We start from the raw sequence: 25,062 nt of genomic DNA, 5'->3' as shown, positions 1-25,062 counted from the left end.
CTGCAAGCATGCAAGTACGCTCACAGGTTGATAAATTCAAAACAATTAACCAGGCTCTACATATAAAAGTAAACCGTGCTGTGCGATTACCCGTACACGTTGCCCCGGCTCCAATGGTGTCTCACATTGGGCCTTCCAGATCTCTCCATCGAGGTGCACCAGCACCTCCGTTTCTGTGACATCACTAACTACCGCGGAGCGCCCTACAAGGGCTTGGTCAGCTGGCACCCGCGGCGTACGCAAGCTTCGGCCGATAGCCAGGAAAAATGTCAACAAAAAGAGCCCGCTTACTCCGGCAATTGCGCCAATCAGCTTTCTCGAGACCTGCATGCCGGGAACATCGGTATCAATCAACATTACCGAGCCAATCACCAACGCAATAATCCCGCCAATACCCAAAGCGCCAAAGCTGGGCATAAATACTTCCGCAACAATCAGCAGTGCGCCAACAATAATAAGGGCCAGGCCTGCATAATTAATTGGCAAGACCTGTAATGCGTAAAATGCCAATAATAAACAGATAACTCCGACAATTCCGGGTACAAAGGCTCCGGGGCTATAGCCTTCAAATATCAAGCCATAAATGCCAATAAGCAGAAGAATATAGGCGACCTGCGGATTGGTAATCAGCGCCAGTAATTCATTGCGCCAATCCGGCTCATAATTTTCTATGGGTAGTTGCGCAATTTCTGTTGATAGAGTGATCTCGCCGGAGTCAAGGGAGACCTTGCGCCCTGCAATCTGCTTTAACAGGTCTTGATCATTTTTGGCAACAATATCCACCACATTCATTTCAAGTGCTTCCGAAGCCGTCAGAGTTGCCGCTTCGCGCACCGCCTTTTCTGCCCAATCCGCATTGCGCCCATGGCGCTGAGCGAGTCCCCGGATAAATGCGACCGAATCATTAACCACCTTACGTTCCATCGCAGTACCGGATAGAGGCTTCTCCTCTTTTTCCTCTTCGCTTTTCTCGTCACCTTCTTCCTTTTCTTTTTCCTCTTTTTTTTCATTCTCTTGGGGCTTACCTCCCGGAGTGGGTGTTCCTGGCGGGCCCCCTATTTGTACCGGTGTAGCGGCGCCAAGGGTGGTAGCTGGAGCCATGGCTGCTATTTGGCTGGCATAGAGGATATAAGTACCGGCGCTGGCCGCACGGGCGCCAGATGGGTAGACATAAGTTGCAATTGGAATTGGGGAAGAAAGGATGTGCTGGATAATATCGCGCGAAGCGGCATCAAGGCCGCCGGGGGTGTCGATGTGCAAAATAATTAATTCTGCACCCCGCTCTCCCGCTTCCTCTGTGGCACGCTTAAAATAATCGGTAGTAGCCGGGCCAATGGCGCCATCGATAGTTAAAAGTGCCACATGGGGAAAAGCGCCTTCTTGCGCGGCACTTTTACAAATTAATACGGAAAAAAACAGCGCCAGAAAAGCGACGCTGCGAGAGAAAACCGCAGGCGAAATCTGATTCAACATGCACCTTTCCCTGATGCGATTGCAGAGGCACCCGAACCAGATAGATCAATACTGGCCAGGCTAACTCAATCAGATTAACAGAAAAAAGCGGCGCTATCTGAAAACGGAACCAATCAGCATTAAACCGGGTTGCGGCGACTGTGCCAGTTCACTTCACGGGCGTACTTGTCCACTTGGTTTTCCACCCCCAATAACAGAGCAAACAATGCCATACGAACCAGCAGGCCATTATCTGTCTGGCGGAAAATTGCCAGGCTCGGGTGCTCATTTAGGTCCGTATCCAGCTCATTGGCTTCCGCGCGGGAATCCCGGGGCAGCGGATGCATAATCACCGTATTTGGTTGGGCGTTACGGGTGAAAATTTCACGATTTAGACGGAAGCGACCGCGATAAAGGTTGGCCTCTTCCTGGGAGGCGAAACGCTCCTCTTGGATGCGGGTGGAATAGACAATATCCACATCGGTAATAGAGGTTTCCAGCTGATCGGTGACCGTCACATCATGCCCTATGGTACGGAGCTTCTCTACCACCCCTTCCGGCATAGCCAGCTCCGGCGGAGATACCAGAACCACCTGCACCTTGCCAAACAGACACAACAGCTTGCATAGCGAATGTACGGTGCGCCCGTGCTTGAGATCGCCAATCATAGCGATACGGAAATCGTCCAAAGTGCGACCGTGGGCGGCCAGCTCCTTGCGGATGGTATAGAGATCCAGCAGCGCCTGGGTGGGGTGCTCATTGGCACCGTCACCACCATTGACCACCGGCACGCGGCTCGCCGCGGCAAATTCTGCCACAGAGCCCTCCTGTGGGTGACGCATGCAAATCACATCACTGTAACCAGAGAGCACTCTCGCCGTATCGTAGAGGGACTCCCCCTTTGCCATGGCACTGGCGGTAATTCCAACGGTTTCACGCACGGTACCACCCAGAAGGTTAAAAGCCGCGCCAAAGCTGAGTCGAGTGCGGGTGCTCGGCTCCATAAACATATTGCCGAGAATCGCCCCCTCCAACACGCGCGTTACTTTTTCGCGCTTGGCGTAAGGGGTCATGGCGTCGGCCACATCGAACACGCGCTCTATGTCGGCACGCTCGAACTGGCTGACGGACAGAATATTGGCTCCGATAAAGTCCATGGTTACTCCAGTGGTTGCGCCTTGTGGGCGCCAGGTGTTCGCGAGCGGCATTCTACTTGGGCACTGCAGCAGAGCCCAGAGGAAGAATAACCGCCGGCGTGATTCGATACATTAGGCGAGCAGGCTATCGCCCCAGTTTTCCAACTCGGTAATCAGCGAGATCCGCTCCGGGTGCTGTATCCGTAAATCGGACAACTGGCGAAAATAATCTTCGAGCGTGATAGAAGCCCCAGCGGTAGGGTCAGTTAAACGCTGGAAACACCAGATCTGCCAACGCTGATGTTCCTCTTCAGACAGGGTCTCGGGAAAATTGCGCGCACGCATGCGGAACAGCAGCTCAGGCAGGCGTTTGTCACTGAAAGGCACTTCACCGGCCAACGCTTCGGGGCCTCGGGCAGCCAGCCCACGGTGGAGCTCACGGCAGATATCGCGGTCGGCATCACTGAGGAAACCACCGTATAAATCGGCCTCCACATCTTTCTTGGGAAACTCCCGATCCAGGAATACGCTGTGTAGCTTTTCAGTCAGGTCAACATCTTTGAGCTTCTGCCAATTCGCCTCGCAGGTTGCGCGGTCGATACCTAACTCAGTGGCGCGCTTGTCATCAAGCATATTTGCCGGGGCCAGAACCGGGCACTTGTTTAAATGCACCAACTTCAGACCCACAGGCAGTTCGCCCTCACCAAGCTGGTCGCGGGCAGTGTAAAGGCGCTCGCGCAGGGTATCCGCATCCAAATTAAGCAACGGTTCGGGGTCCATCGCCAGATTGGCAACAATGACCGCATTGCGGTTAACTGGATGGCTGGCCAAAGGCATTACATAGGTCAAATGCCCGTGATTTGCAGACACTTTGCCGGAGATATGCAACAGCGGGCGACGCTCGCGCATATCAATCATCTTGGCAGCTTCCTGCTTGCGACGCAGGCGGAATACATAATCGTATAATTTCGGCTGCTGCTTACGGATCAGTCTCGCCATATCAATCGTGGCGTGCACATCCGACAGGGCATCGTGGGCACCCTCGTGGGCAATACCATTAGCAGCGGTCAACTCTTCCAGGCGAAAGGACGGCGCACCGTCTTCTCGGGTCGGCCATTGGATGCCCTGAGGACGCAGGGCGTAAGTGAGTCGCACCATGTCGATAATATCCCAGCGACTGTTGCCGGAGCGCCACTCGCGCTCATAGGGATCTAACAGGTTGCGATACAGGGTGTAGCGGGTAACTTCGTCGTCAAAACGCAAACTGTTATAGCCCACCCCACAGGTGCCGGGCGCACCCAGCTCGGCGAGGATGCGCTGGATAAATTCTATTTCCGGCACGCCATTGGCCAGGGCCTTTTGCGGGCTGATTCCAGTCACCAGGCTCGCCATCGGCTGCGGCAGGCAGTCCACTGAGGGGCGGCAGTAAATCATCAACGGCTCGCCGACGATATTCAGCTCTTCGTCAGTCCTGATACCGGCAAACTGCGCCGGCTTGTCAGCCCCCGGGTCTGTACCCCAGGTTTCATAATCGTGCCAATAAAGTGTGGTAGAACTCACGGTACCTCCATAATTTGGCGGCATCATACCACTGAGCGCCATGCCGTCTGGACACTTGCATCCAGATTTAAACCTCTCTATAGCGAAGGTTGGTTGCAAAGCCGCCACCGCCCATTAAAATTCGGCGTTTCCACGAATTTAAGACAGCTATATCCCTCTATGAATATTCGCCAACTCCTCTCCGATAAATTCCAGGCCGCCATGCTCGCCGCCGGTACCCCCGAAGAATGCGGCCCCATCGTGGCACCTGCGAAAAAAGCCGGATTTGGCGACTATCAGGCCAACGGCGCTATGGGTGCAGCCAAGCGACTCGGTACCAACCCCCGCGAGCTGGCCAGCAAAATCCTGGAACATCTTGAAAAAGGCGATATGATCGAAAAGGTCGAGATCGCCGGTCCCGGCTTTATGAATATCCACCTGAGCGAGCAGTGGCTGAGCCAGCAGCTGTTGGCCGCGAATGGGGATCAGCGTTTGAATATCGCCGCTGTTGAAGAGCCGAAGAACGTAGTTATCGACTACTCCCACCCCAATCTGGCCAAAGAAATGCACGTGGGCCACCTGCGTACCACCATTATCGGTGATGCCCTGGCGCGTCTGCTGGAGTTCCAGGGCCACAAGGTTATCCGTCAAAACCATATGGGTGACTGGGGAACCCAGTTCGGTATGTTGTTGGCTCACCTGTCTGACAAGCTGGCGGATAGTGATGCAGAGGTGGCCTTAGCCGACCTGGAAGTATTCTACCGCGAAGCCAAAGTGCGCTTCGACGACGAAGAAGGCTTTGCCGACCGCGCCCGTGAATACGTCGTAAAGCTGCAAGGCGGCGACGAGCAGTGCCTGAAGCTTTGGAAGCAGTTTATCGATATATCTATCAGCCACTGTGAAGAAATCTACTCCAAGCTGAATGTCACCCTCAAACAGGAGGACGTTTACGCCGAGAGCCAGTACAACGACGATTTGCCGGTGCTGGTTAAAGAACTGCTGGATAACGGCATCGCCGTAGAAGACCAAGGTGCTATCGTAGTGTTCCTGGAAGAGATGGCCGACAAAGAGGGCAATCCCAGCCCGATGATTATTCAGAAGAAAGGCGGTGGTTACCTGTATGCTACCACCGACCTGGCAGCCATCCGCTATCGCGCCAACCAGCTCAAAGCCGACCGCATCCTCTACGTAGTAGATGCCCGTCAATCCCTGCACCTACAGCAGGCTTTCGTCGCCTCACGCAAAGCTGGCTTCCTGCCGGAATCCGTTTCTCTTGAGCACTGCGCCTTTGGCACCATGATGGGCGATGACGGCAAACCTTTTAAAACCCGCACCGGTGGTACCGTAAAACTGGCAGCCCTGCTGGACGAAGCGGTGGAGCGGGCAGAGAAACTGGTAGCCGAGAAAAACCCTGAGCTGGATGAAAAAACCTGTGCGGAAATCGCGCGTAAGGTGGGCATCGGCGCAGTAAAGTATGCCGATCTGAGCAAAACCCGCACTAACGATTACATCTTCAGCTGGGAATCCATGCTCAGCTTTGAAGGCAACACAGCCCCCTACCTGCAGTATGCCTATACCCGTGTCCGCAGTATTTTCCGCAAGGCCGGTATTGAGCCGAACGAACTCAAGGGCGACATCAGCCTGGAGAGCCCTCAAGAGCGCGCCCTGGCCATTAAACTAAGCCAATTTGGGGAGGTACTCGATCAGGTAGCCAAAGATACCTTTCCGCACGTACTCTGCACCTACTTGTACGAGCTGGCCAGTGCCTATATGAGTTTCTACGAAGCCTGCCCGGTACTGAAAAAAGGCGTCAGCGAAGAGCAGAAGCACAGCCGCCTTCAACTGTGTAACCTCGTCGCCAGCACTATTACTACTGGCCTCGGTTTACTCGGCATTGAGGTGATGGAGCAAATGTAATTGGCTCCTGCCCGGCCACACCTCCAGCAAATATGCAGGTTGGCGAGCCGGGCAGCTTGAGCAGGTAAGCTTTCTCCGCTTCCTGCCCACCCATCCTGCATCATCAATTGCTCTATAAGGGTCACATTTCTCCCACTGGCCTGATTAAAGGAAAGTAACCCGTGAAAATCCTGATTACCGGCGCCTCCGGCCTATTAGGCCGCAGTGTATTTAAACAACTTTACAGCAACCCGGCTTTTACCGTAGCTGGTACCGCTTTTTCCCGCGTAGATGAAAACCTCATTCACCTGGACTTATCTGATAGCGACGCAGTAAAAACTTGCTTGCAAGAAATTAAGCCCGATGTCGTAATCCACTGTGCCGCCGAGCGCTGGCCAGACCGCTGTGCCGAAAACCCAGATACTGCCTGGCAACTGAATGTCAGCAGCACAGAGCTTTTGGCAAAACAATGTAGCGAAATCGATGCACAGTTAGTGTATATCAGCACCGACTATGTCTTTGATGGAACAGCGGCACCCTACAGTTCCGATGACATCCCCAATCCTGTAAATTTCTATGGCCGCAGCAAGCGAGCCGGAGAGGAAGCGGTACTGAAAAACGCTAACCATTGGGTATTAAGACTGCCCTGGCTGTTTGGACCCGTCGCCTGTCTGGAGGAATCCGGTATTACTGCCCTTCTGGATACACTGAGAGAACAAAAACCGGTCACACTGGACCACTGGGCAGTTCGCTTTCCCACCAGTGTGGAGGAAGTAGCAGAAGTATTGGAGCAATGTCTGTTAAAAATTTGCTGTAACACCAAGTTTGAAGGCATTTATCAATGGAGCGGCGATACCGCCTGCACCCGCTATGAGCTCGCTCACATTATTGCCGAAGCCTGCGAATTAAGGGCCGATCATATCAGTGCAGATAGTGAACCCAATTTTTCTGTACCGCGCCCATACAATTGCCAACTGGATAAATCACGCCTTACAGACTTAGGCATTCAAGGCAAGGAACCATTAAAGCAACAGCTGGCTCGAAATTTAAAGCCATTTATTGGAAATTGATGTAGGCAGTTTTCAATTGGTTCAACAGGGATGTATCGCTGCCGATTAAAATCGGCATCTCTTTTGCAATATCTCAATACATAAACCACGAGTATTACAAAAGTGGCAACCGAATAGATCATGGAAGACCTATTGGGTTCCAGGATTAAACCATTCGAAAATTAGGGAAGAATTGATGAAATTAAAACACTGGTTTTCTGCAGGGGCTTTGCTACTGGGCAGTCTTGCCACACTCGCTTCTTGCAACGCAGACAGTGGCCACCACGGTAATAAGCTGTATCAGGCCAGCAAAAACGAAGATGCCCAATCCATTATTTGGATTGGCGATTTCAATAACTTTGACGATGCCGTGGCACTGATGCTGATTGCCAAAGACCCCCGCTATACCCTGGAACTGGCAGTCGTCGAAGACTCCTTCAATACTGTAGCGCATGGAGCCAATACGGTTTACAACATACTTGAGTGGCTGGGCAACAACGATACCAAAGTAATTCGCGGTGCCTACTTTGCCACTGAAGAGGTCGCCTACGGAGCTAATGGCAAGGCTTCCAGCACTCCGGTAAATGACGACAAAGCTGTAGCAGGCCGCGATGATTATCAGCTGCCTAACTCCTCGGATTTCACCACCGGCACCTGGAACCTGGAACGCCGCAACGCCATGGGGATTAACCTTTACGGCCAGTATGTGCCCGGCCCCTGGCGCGACAACGGCTCCACCCTATATGGCACCGATCATCTAATCCCACGCGCAAAGCAGGCGCACTATCGCTACCAGGGCAACAATGGTGTTTCCTTTAATTTCGAGCTAGCTGAGGATATTATTCTTGACACCCTGGATAACCTGGAGAAGCCCCCAGTAGTTTTCAACACCGGCAAACTCACCACCCTGGCCCGGGTACTTGGCAAAGCCAACGAAGAGCAGCTGGATAAAATTGATCGCGTTATTATGATGGGTGGCGGCTTTGAAAATTACCAGCCATTTACTGCAGATCACGAGGCGGCCTGCTTTGGCGACAAATCTCGCAACCTGGGTGGCAATATTTTCTCCCACCCAAGCTTCGGCTGTGACAGCGACTTCAGTACCCACCAGGAATTCAATATTCTGCTCGACCCCTTGAGTGCACAGTGGGCCTTTGACGCCCTGAGCGAAAGTAATATTGAAACTTATCTGGTACCCACCAACTCTACCGATATGGCCAAGGTACAGGGCAGCACCATCGAAACCCTGGCTAAACGCCGCGCAACGCCGGAAGCCTGCTACACGTCTCAACTTCTCAGCTCTATTCGTGAATTTGAAGGTGGAGATTTCCAAGGTAATGGTGACTTCGCTATGGATGCCGTCATCCGCCTGTGGGATATTATCGCCGCACTGGTACTGCTGGAGCCTGAAACTCTGGAGATGGACCTGGTACCTGGGTTTATCGAAGTAGACCAGCTAAATGCCGGCCTGGCCGACAGTATGACTCCCTACGACCCCATCACCTTCGACCCTACCGTGGGTAAAACCACAATTACTGAAAGCGGTGAAGGGCTGGAAGTTAATGTGGTTATGGGAATCAATCATGATGCCGCCCGTACAGCAATGATTGAGCGCCTGCGTGATGGCTTTAATAGTGCACGTAAGGGCCCTAGGTGCCGGGCTAAACTACACTAATCTACGATGTCTTAATATTAAGGAACCTTTTAATTTAATGCAGAATAACTGCAAAAGCATTAAAAGGTCCTTTGCCTAGGCAAAACTATAGACCCAGCAATACTCCCTTACACCACACGATTTCATGAGATCAGGTATTTTACCGAACTATAAATTAATAAACCCTGAAAATAGGGATACCCTTAGTAATATTTAATGCAAATACCAAAGACAATTTTTTCTTAGTCAAAAAATGTCCCGACAGAGCCGGGTATGCACCCACTTCTTCTCAAGCTCAACTTTAAAATTTCCATATACTTTTAAGCGGCACAATTCAGAAGCTGTTTTCATTTTTAAATTCATCTAAGTAAACAAATAAACATCTTTGCCTTTGGACTTTTCACTACGACCAGATCTGTCTAAAAATTAGGCTATTCAGTCTCATTTAGTGTGACTATGCAGGAAAGCCCACATCATCCGTTATTGAGACATTGCATTATCACTATCGAAGAATTCGAGAAAGCCTTCTACTTATCCAAATTGCTCAATTCGATAAAGTCGAAAAAGACCAACCTAAAAAATAGGTACCAACAATCAACAAGGACTTGAGGGGAAAATTTTTCAGAATACGATATTCAATACCTTTCTAGCAATAGTTAGCACAGATTGTTCATCGAAAATGATCCACTATCACTAAACTGAAAAGATTTAAGCAAGCCTACACAGTGAATGCGCAATGAATCACCCATTAAATAGTATTATCAAACCCACATCTATATGGGTAAAAAGGATATATACATATTTAAAACCGCCAGATGAAACATTTCATGTCACCTGATAATGATACAACCCTCTACAACTTATAACGCATGAAGTCATAACCATACAAAAAGTACGATTTGTACCGCTATTCATAAATGTACCAACAAACAAATAATCATTAATAAATTCAACATAAATTCATTCAATGTATTTTGCCGTTGATACGCAGAATTATTTCTGATAACGTCCTGGCGCAGGATTGTAGTGACAGATAAACATGGAAGTCGGCACTATGAAAAATGTATATTACCATCAACGCCTAGCTCTATTTATTACTTCACTCTTATCTCACTTTAAACAAACAAGAGATAAGCAGCCTCAAATTAAACAACGACTTTCGCTTCAAATTATTTATTTTAAATTATTTGAAAAACTATCTTTTGTTGGCGCACGCCTCTCATATTCGATATTAATTTACTTAGCCCCACCCAAAGCATCTACCGCCCCGTCCATCAAGAGATGGAAATCTTAGCTTATTAGGCAATAAGCAATTATTGATCCAGGGGCTTATCAGACCTGATCGATCATATACACCATATAGAAAGTCATAAAACTGCCATATTTATAATATTTGAAAGTCATTAAAGAAGAGTACAAACCGGATAAAGCACCCGAGCTTAAACCTCTCAACATTTGCAATTGATACAAATTTAATTCAAAAAATAATAATGGAGTACTGATGATGGAAATCAATGAAATATTTAATTCACCAAAAATTCACAGCGAGAATTTCAATTCAAAAGCCCAGTCGGTCTATAGCTGTTTCGAAAAGCAAATCAGTATAAATCCAAATAAAACAGCTCTTGTATATCAAGGAATAAGTATTAGTTATCAAGAACTTGATAAGCGCTCAAAGTCACTTTCGACTCTAATTAGCCACACGCTGGCTAAAGAAGAAAACTCAGAGGAAAATCTGGTTGCACTGTATTTAGATCGAAGCTTGGACATGATAATAGCCATGTTGGCAGTAATAAAGGCCGGAGCTGCCTATGTTCCAATCTCTACAGAGTATCCACGAGAGAGGGCTTTATATATTTTTCAGGATACCAAAACCAGAGTGGTTGTAACTCAAACTCATCATGATGCTCAGCTGACGAGCTGGCTCAACTCATCTCATAACCAGCCAACTTTACTCTTTTCCGACACTAAAGATACTACTGAAACCGACCCTTCAATAGGTGAAGCTAAGAAGAACTGTCTTAATGATCTTGCCTATGTACTCTACACCTCTGGAACAACAGGCAACCCTAAAGGGGTCATGATCACTCATCAGAATATCCTTCATCTCGCTTCGGCTCAAATTGAAAGGTTTTCACTAGCTAATTATCAAAGGACATTACAGTTTGCATCTTATGTTTTTGATGCCAGTGTATTTGAGATATTTGCCAGTCTATTTTTGGGGCAAACGATTTATATTGCTAGCGAGGAGGAACGTAAAGATCACAATAAACTTGCGATCCTAATCCGAGACAATCAAATACAGTTTGCCACTTTACCACCATCATTACTAGCGTTATTACCGGAAGAAAAACTTCACTCCTTACAAAGTATTGTTGTTGCTGGTGAAGCACCGGCACTAGATATGATGCAAAAGCTCAACAGGCAAAGCAAAATATTCAATGCCTATGGACCGACAGAGACTACTGTTTGCGCGACCGCACACCTTTTTACACATGGGGATTCAGCAAATAATATCGGCAAAGTGTTAAAGAATACCGAAGCCTGGGTGTTAGATAGTAATTTACAGCAGGTGGCCATCGGAGATATTGGGGAACTATATCTTGGCGGTACAGGCATTGCCTGTGGCTACTGGAGAAAACCAGAATTAACAGCCGAAAAATTTATCAGCGGTAGTTTACTACCATCGGAAATTAGCCGCGACGGTTATAAACGCATATACCAAACAGGAGATTTAGTTCGACGCCTCCAAGGAGACGAATTTGAGTTTATAGGCAGGAATGACTCGCAAGTAAAAATACGAGGCCACCGAATAGAGCTTTCGGAAATTGAAAATTGTCTAAAAACTCTAAATGGCATTGCCTTGGCATGTGTACTTGTAAGCGATACAGGAAACAAACAATCGTTGCATGCATATGCAGTACTCAAGCGAGAAGTCTCGTTGGATATACAACAGCTCGCATCACACCTAAAGGCACATTTGCCACTTCACATGGTACCTGAGCATTTTCTAATTCTACCTGAGCTTCCGCTGACAGAGAATGGAAAAATAGATAAATCGATTTTATTATCGATGGCAACACACGACACATCTGCGATGGTGGATGTGAATCTTAATTCTGAACAGGCGACGTTTCTAGCCTGGATAAATGAATACACAGCGTTACCTTTGGCATGGAAAGAAGACTTCTTTGCCGCTGGTGGCGACTCAATCTCAGCCATTCGATTATGCTCAAAACTCGCCAGAGAAATATCTGTAAATATTCCAGTTGAGTTAATTTATACAGAGCGCACACCTGAAAATATCTGGCAGGAATTACCTCGCTGCCAGCAAGGTTTCAGTATCAATACCAGGGATAATAAATATCGAACTATTTCACCTTTATCCTCTCAGCAGCGAGCCATATGGTTTTTGACAAAATCCAACCCAGGAAATAGAGCATATCATGCAAAGAGCAAGTTGATTCTAAAAGGTGAAATCGATCCAGACATTCTTGCTCACTCTATCCAGGATGTAGTCGATGCACATGAGATTTACCGAAGCTCCTATTCTTTGGAAGAACCCTGCCAATACATCCATGAAAACTACCAGGTTGAGTTAGCCAGATATGATTTTAGCTCCATGAATTATCAACAGGCTCAACAGCAGGTTGACTATTTAATAGCAGAAGGTCTGAATCAGGTATTCGACATTACCCAACTACCTTTGGTACGCTGGGGATTAGTAAAATTAACAGACAAAGAACATATTCTTATTCACATTGAATACCACCTTGTCCATGATGGCTGGTCCTCAAATATATTTCTTGAGCATTTATTCTCCTGCTATCAGCAAAGACTCGAGGGCAGAAAAAATATAACTCTTAATCATGTTGGGCAGTACGCCGACTTTGCTGTTTTTCAAAACAACTGGCTAACGAGCGAAGCAGCTGAAAAACAGAAACTATTCTGGTATGAAAAGCTCAAAGATGCCCCAACTAAAATCAATTTACCTCAGACCGCCACGGGAGATTTAAAGGGAGGAGACACTAAAAAAATGAAGATCCCTCGGAATTTCTGGCATGAGATACAAAATTATTGTCAGAAACAGGGAGTAACGCCATTTTCCTTTATGTTGGCGGCCGTCAACTTAGTATTATCTCGGTACTCCGGCGATACCGATATTTGCGTCGGCACTGGCACTGCGAACCGTAATTATCAAGGAGTAGAGAACACTATCGGAATGATGGTGGCAACCAATGTTGCGAGAATAAAACAGAACTCAAAACAAGAAATCAATGATTTTATTCATACATGTTTTGATACGACACAAGAAATACAAAAAAATCAGGAACTTCCATTTGAAACTGTAGTTGATTTGGTAAACCCTGAACGTATTAAAGAATTAAATCCGTTATTTCAGGTCTGTTTTAGTTTTCATGATTCTCCATTACCCAAAATGACATTGCCTGGCATCTCAGAGATGCAATTGGTCGAAGCCATCGGCAGCAAATCTGCAAAGTTCGATTTAAATATTGTGGTTATACCCAGGATCGGGCAGGAAGGTAGTGGCGATCCTGTTACCGTACTATGGGAGTTCAATCAGGAACGACATGCCCCTTGGTTTATTCAGAATATGATGGCCTCATTTAAGTCAGTAATGACCCAAATCCTGCAGGGGGATGCCAGTAAAATATCAGATTTGGATATAGCTGATGCTAAACTGAATCAACAGATTGCCAGATGGAATAATACCGATACCGAATATTCAGCGAGCAGAACTTTGGTTGAATTATTTGAATCCCAGGTAAGTAAAGCCCCCAAAAATACAGCCCTGGTGTATCAGGATAGTGTTATCAGCTATCAGGAGCTTAATAAGAAGGCTAATCAACTTGCCCAGGTTATTCTCACTCAGTATCGAGCTCAAACCGGCCATGAGTTAATGCCAGATACAATAGTAGCGCTGTATTTAGATCGCAGCCTGGACATGATTATTAGTATGTTAGCCGTTTTAAAAGTTGGCGGAGCCTATTTACCCATCTCTCCAGAATACCCAGAGCAACGTACTCAATTTATTTTTAAAGACAGTCAAGCTCCGATTATTCTAACGCAACGGCACCACTTTACTGCGATTGATAAAAAACTATCAGAATTTAAAAATATTCCATTACTTATTTCTGTTGACATACCTGAATTGCTACTCACTCAATCGTCAGCATCTCCCGCTATTAAGCTAGATTCCAAAGCTCTTGCATATGTGATTTACACCTCCGGCACTACAGGAAAACCCAAGGGGGTGATGATAGAGCACCAAAGTGTAGTAAATCTGGCTCAATACATGATCAAAAGTCATCAGTTGAATACTGAAAAACGGATCTTGCAGTTCTCCAACTATGTTTTTGATGCCAGTGTTTTTGAAATATTTCCAGCACTTTTATCTGGCTCGGAACTCCATGTTGCCTCGGATGAATGTAGAGTTGAGAGTGAAAGGCTAATTTCATATATCAATGAGAATAATATTAACCAGGCATTTATTCCAACTGCAATACTCAATGAAATTGCGGAAGAACTAAGGAATTCCACATTAACATTAGTTCACACAGGTGGTGACAATTTAAGTCCATTAGCAGTATTACCTGCCGAGTTCACATTTAATGAATATGGCCCGACAGAAGCCACGGTATGTGTGACACAGCAAAAAATAGAGAAACCTGACCAAATAAACATAGGAAAACCAATCGATAATGTGAGGCTTTATGTATTAAATGAATATGGACATTATTCACCTGTTGGTGTTATTGGCGAATTATATATAGGTGGAGCTTGTCTGGCTCGCGGATATTTAAATAGAGAAACCTTAACGCAACAGCGATTTATTCCCAACTATTTTGCAACACAGGAAGATCTGGATAAAGGTTACGATAGATTATATAGAACTGGTGATTTAGTCCGCTGGTTACCTGACGGTTCTCTAGAGTATTTTGGCCGAAACGACAGCCAAATAAAAATCCGTGGTTATCGAATAGAAACAAGTGAAATCGAAAACACCTTGTGCACTCACCCTGAAATAAAGCAGGCAGTTGTTATTAAACGGGAGTTAAAGGGTAATCAAGTCTTGGCAGCCTATTTGGTTTCAACACATGATGTAGTATTGGATTGCGACGCAATAAAGTCATTTCTACAATCGAGCCTACCCAATTATATGGTGCCTGATTCATATAATTTAATAGATGTCATCCCCCTTAATATCAATGGCAAATTTGACCCCAATCTGTTACCTGAGCCAGAACTGGTCACGCAGCATAATTACGAAGCGCCAAGAAATGAGCTTGAACGACATTTGTGTACAGTTTGGCAAGAAGTCTTGAAGCTGGACAAGGTCGGGATTGAGGATAACTTCTTCCGTATCGGTGGCAACTCCATCAATGCAGTAAAGCTCACAGCTGTCAGCCGAAAGTTAAGCGGGATAGATATTCCCTTACGCCTACTATTAGAGCACAGCACCATTGCCAGATTAGCACTTGCATTAAAAAACCAGCAAAGCATGGTCATTCCCAAGCTGGCTGATAAGCCTACGGCTAATAATCAGTTTGTAATGGAGATTTAGTTGATGTTGGCGTTATTAAAAGAACTCAAGAAAAATAAACTGGCTGTATGGGTCAGTGGAGATATTCTTAAATTGGCAAGTAGCGGTGATGAAATACCGCAAGAACTACTAACACGATTGAAAGCAGAAAAGTCTCAGTTAGTTAAGTATTTACAAAAAAGAGAAATTGACTCACAGAAAAAGTTTTCCAAGCTTGAGGAACTCATACAATACCGCCTGTCTTTTGCTCAGGAGCGACTATTATTTATTGAACGTTTACAGCCTGAAACCTGTGCATATCACATTCCATATTTAGTGCAATTGAACCAAGATGCCCGATTAGATATTCTACAAAGTGCTTTTACACATTTGGCAATACGCCATCCCGTGCTCAATTCAGTCTATATTGAGTCTGATAACCGGAATATCAGCCAGATATTATCTGACCCTGTTAAAATTTCGACAAACCAATTAAGCACAGAAGAAAAGTTACTACCGGCGGTAAAAGATGAGATAGTGCGTCCCTTCGATCTGTCGCAAGATCCACCAATGCGCCTGAAATATTATGAGGTCAATAAAAAGCTGTATTTGCTAATTATGTGGCATCATATTGCGTTTGATGGCTGGTCAATGGATATTTTCTTACGGGAATTATCTAGCATCTACCAGTCTCTACTTAACAGTCAGGAAGTACGCTTACCAGACCTATCTATCCAATATAGCGATTATGCCCAATGGCAGAGGGATTACCTAAATGGAGAGAATCTCTCCAAGCTAAAGTCTTTCTGGTATAATACCTTATGCGGTTATGAACTTTTAGTTTTACCAACAGATCGCCCTCGCCCCAAAAAAATGGATTACCGAGGAAAAGTTACCTACTTTACGTTAGAGACTGGACTATCCTTGAAATTGCGGCACTATGCCCAAACAAGGGAAACTACTCTATATACCGTCCTCCTCAGTGCTTTTTTTGCAACACTGTCTAGCCTATCAGGGCAAGAAGATATCCTGATAGGTACTCCGTCAGATAATCGTCATCATGCCCAGACCCAAGACGTAATTGGCTTTTTTGTCAACTCACTGGCGCTACGAGTAAAGTTAAATGCAGATATAACAGCTGATGAATTAATCAGGCAAGTACATCAGGTAGTCTCTGCGGCTAAAACTCACCAAGATCTGCCATTTGAGTCTCTCATTGATACACTGGAAGTAGAAAGGGATTTGTCCCGCCATCCATTGTTTCAGGTAATGTTTACGGTACAAAGTTTTGGTTTGACAAACCTATATGAATTGCCGTTTACCCCGGTAGAAACAGATCCTCAAAACCCATTATATTCGCCTGCAAAAGCGGATTTACGTCTAACTCTCGATGACAGTGGGAACCAGATAAAAGGTATATTTAGTTATGCCGTAAGTCTATTTGATGAAGACAGTATTATTCGTATCAGTAGAGTCTATCAAAAAATTTTGGTACAGATGCTGGAGCAGCCCTCACGATCTATCAATACTTTTGATAGTTTGTCAGATAGGGATCGCCAAAAAGTTTTAATTGATTGGAATCAGACAAGCTCACCTGGTGGTAATGAGCTAAGTTTATCACATCTATTTGAAACTCAAGCCCGAATAAATCATGATTCAATCGCGGTTAGTTTTGAAAAACAACAATTAACTTACCAAGAGTTAAATGAAAAAGCTAATCGGTTAGCAAGAGCAATACAGCATAACTATCAAAATAAACACGGAGATACGATAAGACCTGATACTATCGTTGCCCTATATTTTGAGCAAAGCCTGGAAATGGTAATAGGGATATTAGCTGTGCTAAAAGCCGGCGCAGCTTACCTGCCCCTTGCCTGTGATGCACCTCAAAAACGTCTGAAATTTCAATTAGAAGACAGTAAATCTGCTCTGGTATTAAGTCAAAGTTTCAAGCTAGATAAACTCTGCTCTTTACTCGAGGAAATCCCTACCCCACCTTTATTTCTTGCAGTAGATAACCAAGTAGAAACTGCGCCGTATTCTATCGAAAACCTAAGTCATGGTCCGCAAGGAAACAACCTGGCGTATCTAATCTATACCTCAGGCACAAGCGGTACTCCTAAAGGAGTAATGGTAGAGCATAAATCCGTTGTTAATCTAATTAAAGCACAAAGCGAAGCATTTAATTTTGACAATCAAGAACGTGTACTTTGGCTGTTGTCTTATGTTTTTGACGCTTCAGTTGAGCCCTTTTATTTGGCTCTGTTGAATGGTGGGAAGTTGATATTACCCGAAAGAGGAATATTAAAACAACCGGAAAAAATCATCGGCTTATTAGCCAAACATCAGGTTACACACTTGGTAGCATCTCCTGCTCATTTGTTGACTTTAGGTGATATCAAAAACAAACAGCAAATAAAAAGAGTGGTATTTGGCGGTGAATCTTGTTCACCGGAGTTGGTAAATATTTGGAAAGACAAGCTTATTAATGAATACGGACCAACTGAAGCTACGGTAACAGCCATTCAAAGCCTGAACTTTTATCAGCAAAATAATAATCGATGTATAGGGCGCCCTATCAATAATGTTAAGGCTTACGTACTTAATAAAAAAGGTTATCCGGTACCCATCGGGGCTCCAGGGGAATTATATATCGGTGGAGCAGGAGTCGCCCGAGGCTATATAAACCAGGAAGCACTGACAGCACAGAGTTTTATCGATAACCCTTTTGCCAATAATGAAGATAAAAGCAGGGGGTATGATCGCCTATATAAAACCGGCGATTTGGTGCGCTGGTTACCCAGCGGAAACTTGGAATATCTGGAACGCATAGGACAGCAGGTTAAAATTCGGGGTTACCGAATTGAGTTAGGAGAAATCGAAACTGCGCTCACCAACATAGAAGCGGTAAAGCAGGCACTGGTGACAACTTATCATCATCAGGGTAGTACCTTACTGATAGCCTATATAGTACCTCTTCTAGCACAAGATATTTCATCAGAAGCCTTGCGGGAGACATTGGCTCTTAGCTTACCTGAGTATATGTTACCGGAGAGCTATGCTTACTTGGATCAGATCCCGCTAACCATCAACGGTAAGGTAGACTATCGTGCTTTACCCACCCCAGAACTAATTTCTAAGGATAACTACCTTGCACCCCGAACCGAACTAGAAAGTCAGATGTGTCAGATCTGGCAACGTGTACTGGGGCTGAAACAAGTAGGCGTTAAGGATGATTTTTTCCGTATAGGTGGCCATTCAATCAATGCAGTGAAACTAATTGCTACTATTCGCCAAGAACTGGCTATAGAAGTTTCACTGGAAGATTTGTTCGAACAAAAAAATATAGCCACTCTGATTTCAGGATTAAAAAGACAGGAACTCTTGACAATCCCACGCTCAAATGCAACCGCATTTCCACTGTCTTTCGCTCAGGAGAGACTGCTATTTATTGAACAATTTGAATCCGGAAGCAGTGCTTACCATATACCTTATTTTACCCGGCTAAAGCCCAAGACATCGCTGGACAAGCTTGAACAAGCACTAAACGCTGTGATTCGTAGGCATACTGTGCTTAACAGTATCTATTATACCGATAACACGGGGATTAGTCGGCAAGAAGTGCTCTCTACTCCTGTCACTTTACAAATGCACAAAGCTGCGGATAAAAAACAATTAACGCTATTAATTAGAAAAGAGTGTATGCGTTCTTTTGACCTTGAAAAGGAAGGGGCAATTCGACTTCATATATATAAATTAGGGGAAGTGGATTATCTACTGATACTCTGGCACCACATCGCCTTTGATGGCTGGTCTAGCGGGATTTTCATTAAAGAGCTTTCAGAAATTTACCAAGCCATATGTCAAAAGCGAGAAGCTCACCTACCCGAACTGGATATTCAATATCGTGATTATGCTGCCTGGCAACACGACTATCTGCAAGGAGAGCAGCAAAAGAAGCAGCTACAGTATTGGCAACAACGTTTGTCCGGATATGAACCTTTGGCTTTACCACTTGATTACCCCAGACCCACAGTGGCTGATCACCGAGGTAAATACTATCGGTTCACTCTAGGTAGTCAAATCTCAGCACAGTTACGAACATTAGCAAGAGATCAAGGAACCTCCCTATACACGGTACTTCTTAGTGGATTCTACCTATGCCTGACAACCCTGTCTGGGCAAGAAGATATTTTAGTGGGCACACCGTCGGATAATCGTCATCATGCCCAGACTCAAAATTTGATCGGTTTTTTTGTTAACCCCCTGGCTCTGCGTGTTGTAATCAAGCCCGAAATGTCGGTAAAAGAACTACTCGCTACAGTGCACCAGATCGTAACTTCGGCCAAAGTACACCAGGAGTTCCCATTCGAGCGTCTAGTGGAAGAGCTGAAGATAGAGCGAGATAGTTCTCGCCACCCTTTATTCCAGGTAATGTTTGGTCTACAGAATAATGGGCAGGAAATCAGTGATTCCGAGAAATTACCTTTCATTCCTGAAAAATTAGTTGATGAAAGCAACTTATATGTACCGGCAAAATTTGATCTAAGTTTATCCCTAAATGATTGTGGCGATGAAATTACAGCGGGGTTTAACTATGCGGTAAGTCTTTTTGATAAAGAATCCATAGTGCGTATATCCAGCCTTTACCAAAGAATGCTTTCCGGTCTCCTTTCTCGGCCAGACCTTCCGATAGCACAAATAGAAAAGCTAAGTGCAGCTGATCGGCAGAAAACGTTGTACCAGTGGAATGATACCCAGGTTAATTATCCCGACAGAGACACTATACATGGATTATTTGAACAACAGGTCAGGCAGACACCTGATCGTATTGCCCTGGTGTTTGAGCAATACAGATTTAGCTATCGGGAGCTTAATCAAAAGTCCAACCGTCTTGCACGTGCGCTTTTAGATAAATATAGGGCCAGCGCCGCAGGGACAATACAACCCAACACTCTAGTAGGATTATGTTTTCAACGTAGTGCAGATATGGTGGTTGCCATTTTGGCTGTGCTGAAAGCTGGAGCTGCCTATGTGCCAATTGCTCCAGACCTCCCTCAAGCACGTATCAAATTTATGCTGGAGGATGCCCAAGTCTCGTTAGTAATGAGTGATAAGCAGAGCTTATCGGCACTACCCGCATCTGACGCTGGCGAGTACCAGGCCCCATCAACTCTGGTAGTTGATGATGATAAGGGAATCGCCGAATATCATTACGATAATTTACCAGAAACATCAGGTAGCAATCATCTTGCCTATGTGATTTATACCTCAGGGACAACAGGTAAGCCTAAAGGCGTTTTAGTGCCACATAATGCAGTAGCAGCCTTTGCTTGTAATAATCGTTATTTGGAAGCCTCCAGGGTGACCAATATAGCCAGTTTGTCCTCCTATGCTTTTGATGGTTTTATATTTGACTTATTTTACAGTTTTCTTAATGGCTGTAGTATGCATCTCGCTACGCAGGACGTAATCCAATCTCCTATACACTTAATAAATTATCTAAATAGCCATCATATTGATTCATTTTTTATCACAACAGCATTACTGAATGTCTTGGCCAAAGAGAATCTGTTAAACGGGTTGAAGGTAAAAAATATTTTGTTTGGTGGAGAAAAGGCCAATGCAGGAACTTTTCACCAGCTAGTTAACGACCACCCTGAAATTTCGTTCACACATGTTTATGGCCCTACTGAAACGGTTGTTTTTGCTACTGCTTGTCACTTGAATACCAAGATGAGAAAACTGCCTATTGGCAGTCCACTGTATAATAAGAAATTGTATGTTTTAGATAAAAGTGGCCAGCTGTCGCCTGTCGGGGCTTCCGGGGAACTATATATTGGCGGTGCAGGTATTGCTCACGGCTACCTTAATCAGAAAGAGCTGACAGCTAAGAGCTTTATTAATAATCCTTATGCCAGTGATGAAGATAGAGAAAGGGGATATGACCGGCTATATAAAACCGGGGATTTGGTTCGCTGGTTACCAGACGGAAATTTAGAGTACCTTGGGCGCATTGGTAAGCAGGTTAAGATACGGGGCTACCGGATCGAATTAGGAGAAATCGAGTCAGCCCTACATGAAATTGACGTAGTAAAACAGGCACTAGTGACTACTTTTCACCATGAAGAAAATACAATATTAGTTGCTTATATAGTACTTAAGTCAAGAGAGAAAACTTCACCGGAAACCATAAAGCAAACTCTATCCACTAATTTACCGGGATACATGGTCCCTGAAAGCTATATTTTTCTAGAAAAGTTGCCATTAACCCCTAATGGAAAACTGGATTATCGTGCGTTACCAAATCCACAATTGATTATAAATGATAACTATCTCCCTCCCCGCACCAATCTTGAACAAAATCTCTGCCTGATCTGGCAGCAGATATTGGGACTTGATCGTGTAGGTATTGCGGATGACTTTTTTCGAATCGGTGGACATTCGATCAATGCGGTACAACTCATAGCTACCATTCGCAGGGAATTAGGTATTGAACTTCCCCTAGCAACTCTGTTTGAGAAAAAAAATATTGCTGCCCTCTCCAAAGGGCTTGAGGAGAAGCCTCTACTAAGAATTCCTTCGGTAAAAGTCGGCCCTTATCCCCTGTCTTTTTCACAGGAACGTTTATTCTTTATCGAGAAATTCGACTCCGGGGCAAGTACATATCATATTCCCTACTTAGTCAGGCTCAAGCCGCAGGCATCGCTGAATAATATTGAACGGGCAATATGTGAGGTAGTACGACGTCATACTGTACTCAACAGTATCTATTACACTGACAAACATGGTGTCAGCCTACAAGAAGTTCAGCCCAGGGAGATAAAAATAAACAAGCACCAGCTTAATGATGAAGCTCAATTGAAGACTGCCCTGCTAAGGGAAAATAATCACCCTTTTGATCTAAACCATGAGGGTGCCGTCCGCTTACATATGTACCAGTTAGGAAAACAACGATACTTGTTGATTCTTTGGCATCATATTGCTTTTGATGGCTGGTCTACTGGCATTTTCATTAAAGAATTTTCACAAATCTATCATGCTATTTGTGAGGGGCAGCAAGCATCATTACCGTCGCTGGAAATTCAATATCATGATTATGCTGTTTGGCAACGAGCCCATCTCAAAGGTGAGACACTGGAAAATCTGCTGAATTACTGGCAAAAAACGTTGTCCGGTTATGAACCCTTGGCACTGCCACTAGATCATCCACGGCCGCCAAAGGCTGATCAAAGAGGTAAGCACTATCACTTTATCCTAGACAGAAATATGTCAGCGCAGTTACGCGCTTTTGCAAGAGCTGAAGGTACTACCTTATATACTCTATTACTAACTGGGTTTTATCTTTGCCTCGCAACCTTATCCGGGCAGGAAGATATTCTTGTAGGCACACCCTCAGATAATCGTCACCATGCCCAAACTCAAGACTTGATTGGATTTTTCGTGAACACTCTAGTATTGAGAGCTATTCTTGATACTAAAATGACTGTAAAGGATTTGATAGCCCAGGTGCATCAGACCGTTACTCAGGCTAAAGTGCATCAGGAACTGCCTTTTGAACGCCTGCTCGAGGCACTTGATGTTGAACGTGATACCTCGCGCCACCCACTTTTCCAAGTCATGTTCGGCGTACAGAGCTTTGTTCAGAAAGAAAATGTTAATGAAAATTTTCCTTTTTTACCCTCTGAACTTGATGGAGAAACTTCTCTTTATTCACCGGCAATTTTCGATTTAAGTCTATTTTTAAATGATGGTAGTGAGGAAATTACTGCAACTTTTAATTATGCAATCAGCCTTTTTGATGAAAATACCATCATTCGCATTGCCAACCTGTATCAACACCTACTCACAAGCTTGTTGGCAACACCGAAGTTATGTATAGATCAGATTGACCGAGTTAGTGAAACTGAACGTCAACTAATCCTGGGTCAGTGGAATAATACTAGAATTGACTTCCCTGAGGGACAAACCTTACATGGTTTATTTGAACAGCAAGCCCTGCAAACGCCAAATAACATTTCACTGATCTTTGAACAGCAGCGGATTACTTATCGTCAACTTAATGAAAGGGCCAACCGCCTGGCCCGCATCCTATCAAAACAATATCAATCAGCCTACGGGCAATCGATAATTCCAGATACCCTTATTTCACTATATTTCGAACGCGGTATCGATATGGTCATTGCTATTTTAGCAGTACTAAAAGCCGGTGGAGCTTATTTGCCGCTTTCTCCAGATTACCCCGAGCAGCGCCTGCGTTATATCATATCTGACAGTCAATGCCCGATGATCCTGACAGGAGAGAGTATTGAGGATAAACTCCGAAAAATCATCGGTCTTGAACGTCAAGAATTCATATTCTGTGTAACTCAAGAGTTACTTCTGAATGAAGCAATAAGTGGAGAAAATTTACCTGCGCTGACATCACCATCCGACCTGGCTTATGTGATTTATACATCCGGTACCACTGGCATGCCTAAAGGTGTGATGATTGAGCATCGTAGTTGCGTAAATTTGATGCAGCATAATATACAAGCGTATGAGATTTCTTCTGATGAGTCTCTGTTATTACTGGCTAACTACACTTTTGATGCCTCAATAGAGCAAATATTTATCGCATTGCTTAGTAGTTCGCGGCTAGTAATTATCAGTCAAGCCGATATCCAGTCTTTTAGTCATCTTGAGCAGTTGATTGAGCAAGAGTCCATTACTCACCTGGATGCACCATCCAGTCTCCTACTGGCATTGGAGCTTGGGGAAAAGCATGGCTTGAAGCGAGTCATCTCGGGTGGCGAAGTGACCTCAACCAAGCTGGCCAGTGATTTGGGGGATAAACTCATTAATGTCTACGGACCTACAGAAGCGACTATCAGCAGCCATCAATATCATTGTCCACCTCAATCAGAAGACAACCAGATCCCCATAGGCAGGGCCATCGCCAATAACAAAAGTTATGTCCTCGATAAATCAGGTCAGTTATTAGGAATAGGGGCCGTTGGTGAGTTGCACATAGGCGGAGCCGGCCTTGCCCGGGGCTATTTGAACCAACCTCAACTGACAGCAGAGCGTTTTATAAAAAACCCCTTTGCCAACGAGGAAGATAAAGCCAGAGGTTATACCAGACTTTACAAAACTGGCGATCTGGTCAGATGGTTACCCAGCGGTGAGCTGGATTATATCGGTCGCAATGACTTACAAGTCAAAATTAGAGGTTTCCGTATTGAGTTAGGTGAAGTCGAAGCGGCTTTAAATGACCTGGAAGGAGTTAAGCAAGCGGTAGTAACGGATCATGAATATCAAAATCAAAAATACTTGGCAGCCTATTTAGTACCAGATTCCGGGGAATCCAAAGATCTTGATCTATTAAAAGCTACATTAACATCGGTATTGCCCGACTATATGATTCCGACAAGCTTTAACTGGATTGATAAAGTACCTGTCAATTTAAGCGGTAAACTGGATAAAAAATCCTTGCCAACTCCCAAACTTGTTTCCCAGACTGATTATCTGGCACCACGTACGCAACTCGAACGCCAGTTATGCGAGGTTTGGCAACAAGTCTTGGGATTGGACCAGGTTGGTATCCGCGATAACTACTTTAGTATCGGAGGAGATTCAATCAAAGCCATCAGTCTTGGGGCCAAAAGTCGCCAGATAATTGGTATAGACATCCCACTAGCAATGTTATTTGCAAATCAAACAATTGAAAAATTAAGTACTTCGTTACAGCAAGACGCAGCATCAAACCAGGACGAAACTCAAGAATTTGAGATGGTCTTATAGGGATAATAA

At 45.0% G+C, this 25,062-nt stretch carries 8 protein-coding genes; 5 read left to right on the top strand and 3 right to left on the bottom strand.

Going from position 1 to position 25,062, the window contains the following annotated elements:
• Window positions 1–45: 45 nt before the first annotated feature.
• From ACJJJB_RS02080 to sbcB, 3 genes are all read right to left on the bottom strand, one after another.
• Complete coding sequence (locus tag ACJJJB_RS02080; RefSeq protein WP_020412144.1) at window positions 46–1,473, bottom strand: NfeD family protein; 1,428 nt, start codon at window positions 1,471–1,473, stop codon at window positions 46–48.
• Window positions 1,474–1,592: 119 nt separating this feature from the next.
• Entirely contained in the window at window positions 1,593–2,609 is a 1,017-nt protein-coding gene (locus ACJJJB_RS02075; protein WP_026304938.1) for an aspartate carbamoyltransferase, read from the bottom strand.
• Between the two features lie 111 nt (window positions 2,610–2,720).
• Entirely contained in the window at window positions 2,721–4,190 is a 1,470-nt protein-coding gene (gene sbcB / locus ACJJJB_RS02070) for an exodeoxyribonuclease I (RefSeq protein WP_445366257.1), read from the bottom strand.
• A 117-nt stretch (window positions 4,191–4,307) separates the two neighbouring features.
• Here sbcB and argS point away from each other — a divergent pair, with 117 nt between their 5' ends.
• From argS to ACJJJB_RS02045, 5 genes are all read left to right on the top strand, one after another.
• A complete protein-coding gene (gene argS / locus ACJJJB_RS02065) occupies window positions 4,308–6,044 on the top strand; it encodes an arginine--tRNA ligase (RefSeq protein WP_445365636.1) in 1,737 nt (578 codons plus the stop codon).
• A 161-nt stretch (window positions 6,045–6,205) separates the two neighbouring features.
• Window positions 6,206–7,093, top strand: a complete 888-nt coding sequence (locus ACJJJB_RS02060; protein ID WP_445365635.1) for a dTDP-4-dehydrorhamnose reductase family protein — start codon at window positions 6,206–6,208, stop codon at window positions 7,091–7,093.
• A gap of 175 nt (window positions 7,094–7,268) precedes the next feature.
• Window positions 7,269–8,747, top strand: a complete 1,479-nt coding sequence (locus tag ACJJJB_RS02055) for a nucleoside hydrolase (RefSeq protein WP_445365634.1) — start codon at window positions 7,269–7,271, stop codon at window positions 8,745–8,747.
• Window positions 8,748–10,227: 1,480 nt separating this feature from the next.
• The gene (locus ACJJJB_RS02050; protein ID WP_445365633.1) at window positions 10,228–15,312 is read left to right on the top strand and encodes a non-ribosomal peptide synthetase; all 5,085 of its coding nucleotides are present in this window, start codon (window positions 10,228–10,230) and stop codon (window positions 15,310–15,312) included.
• A 3-nt stretch (window positions 15,313–15,315) separates the two neighbouring features.
• The gene (locus tag ACJJJB_RS02045) at window positions 15,316–25,053 is read left to right on the top strand and encodes a non-ribosomal peptide synthetase (protein WP_445365632.1); all 9,738 of its coding nucleotides are present in this window, start codon (window positions 15,316–15,318) and stop codon (window positions 25,051–25,053) included.
• Window positions 25,054–25,062: the final 9 nt, after the last annotated feature.

This window comes from Microbulbifer variabilis (assembly GCF_052468405.1).
This window is presented reverse-complemented; position numbering and strand designations above follow the sequence as displayed.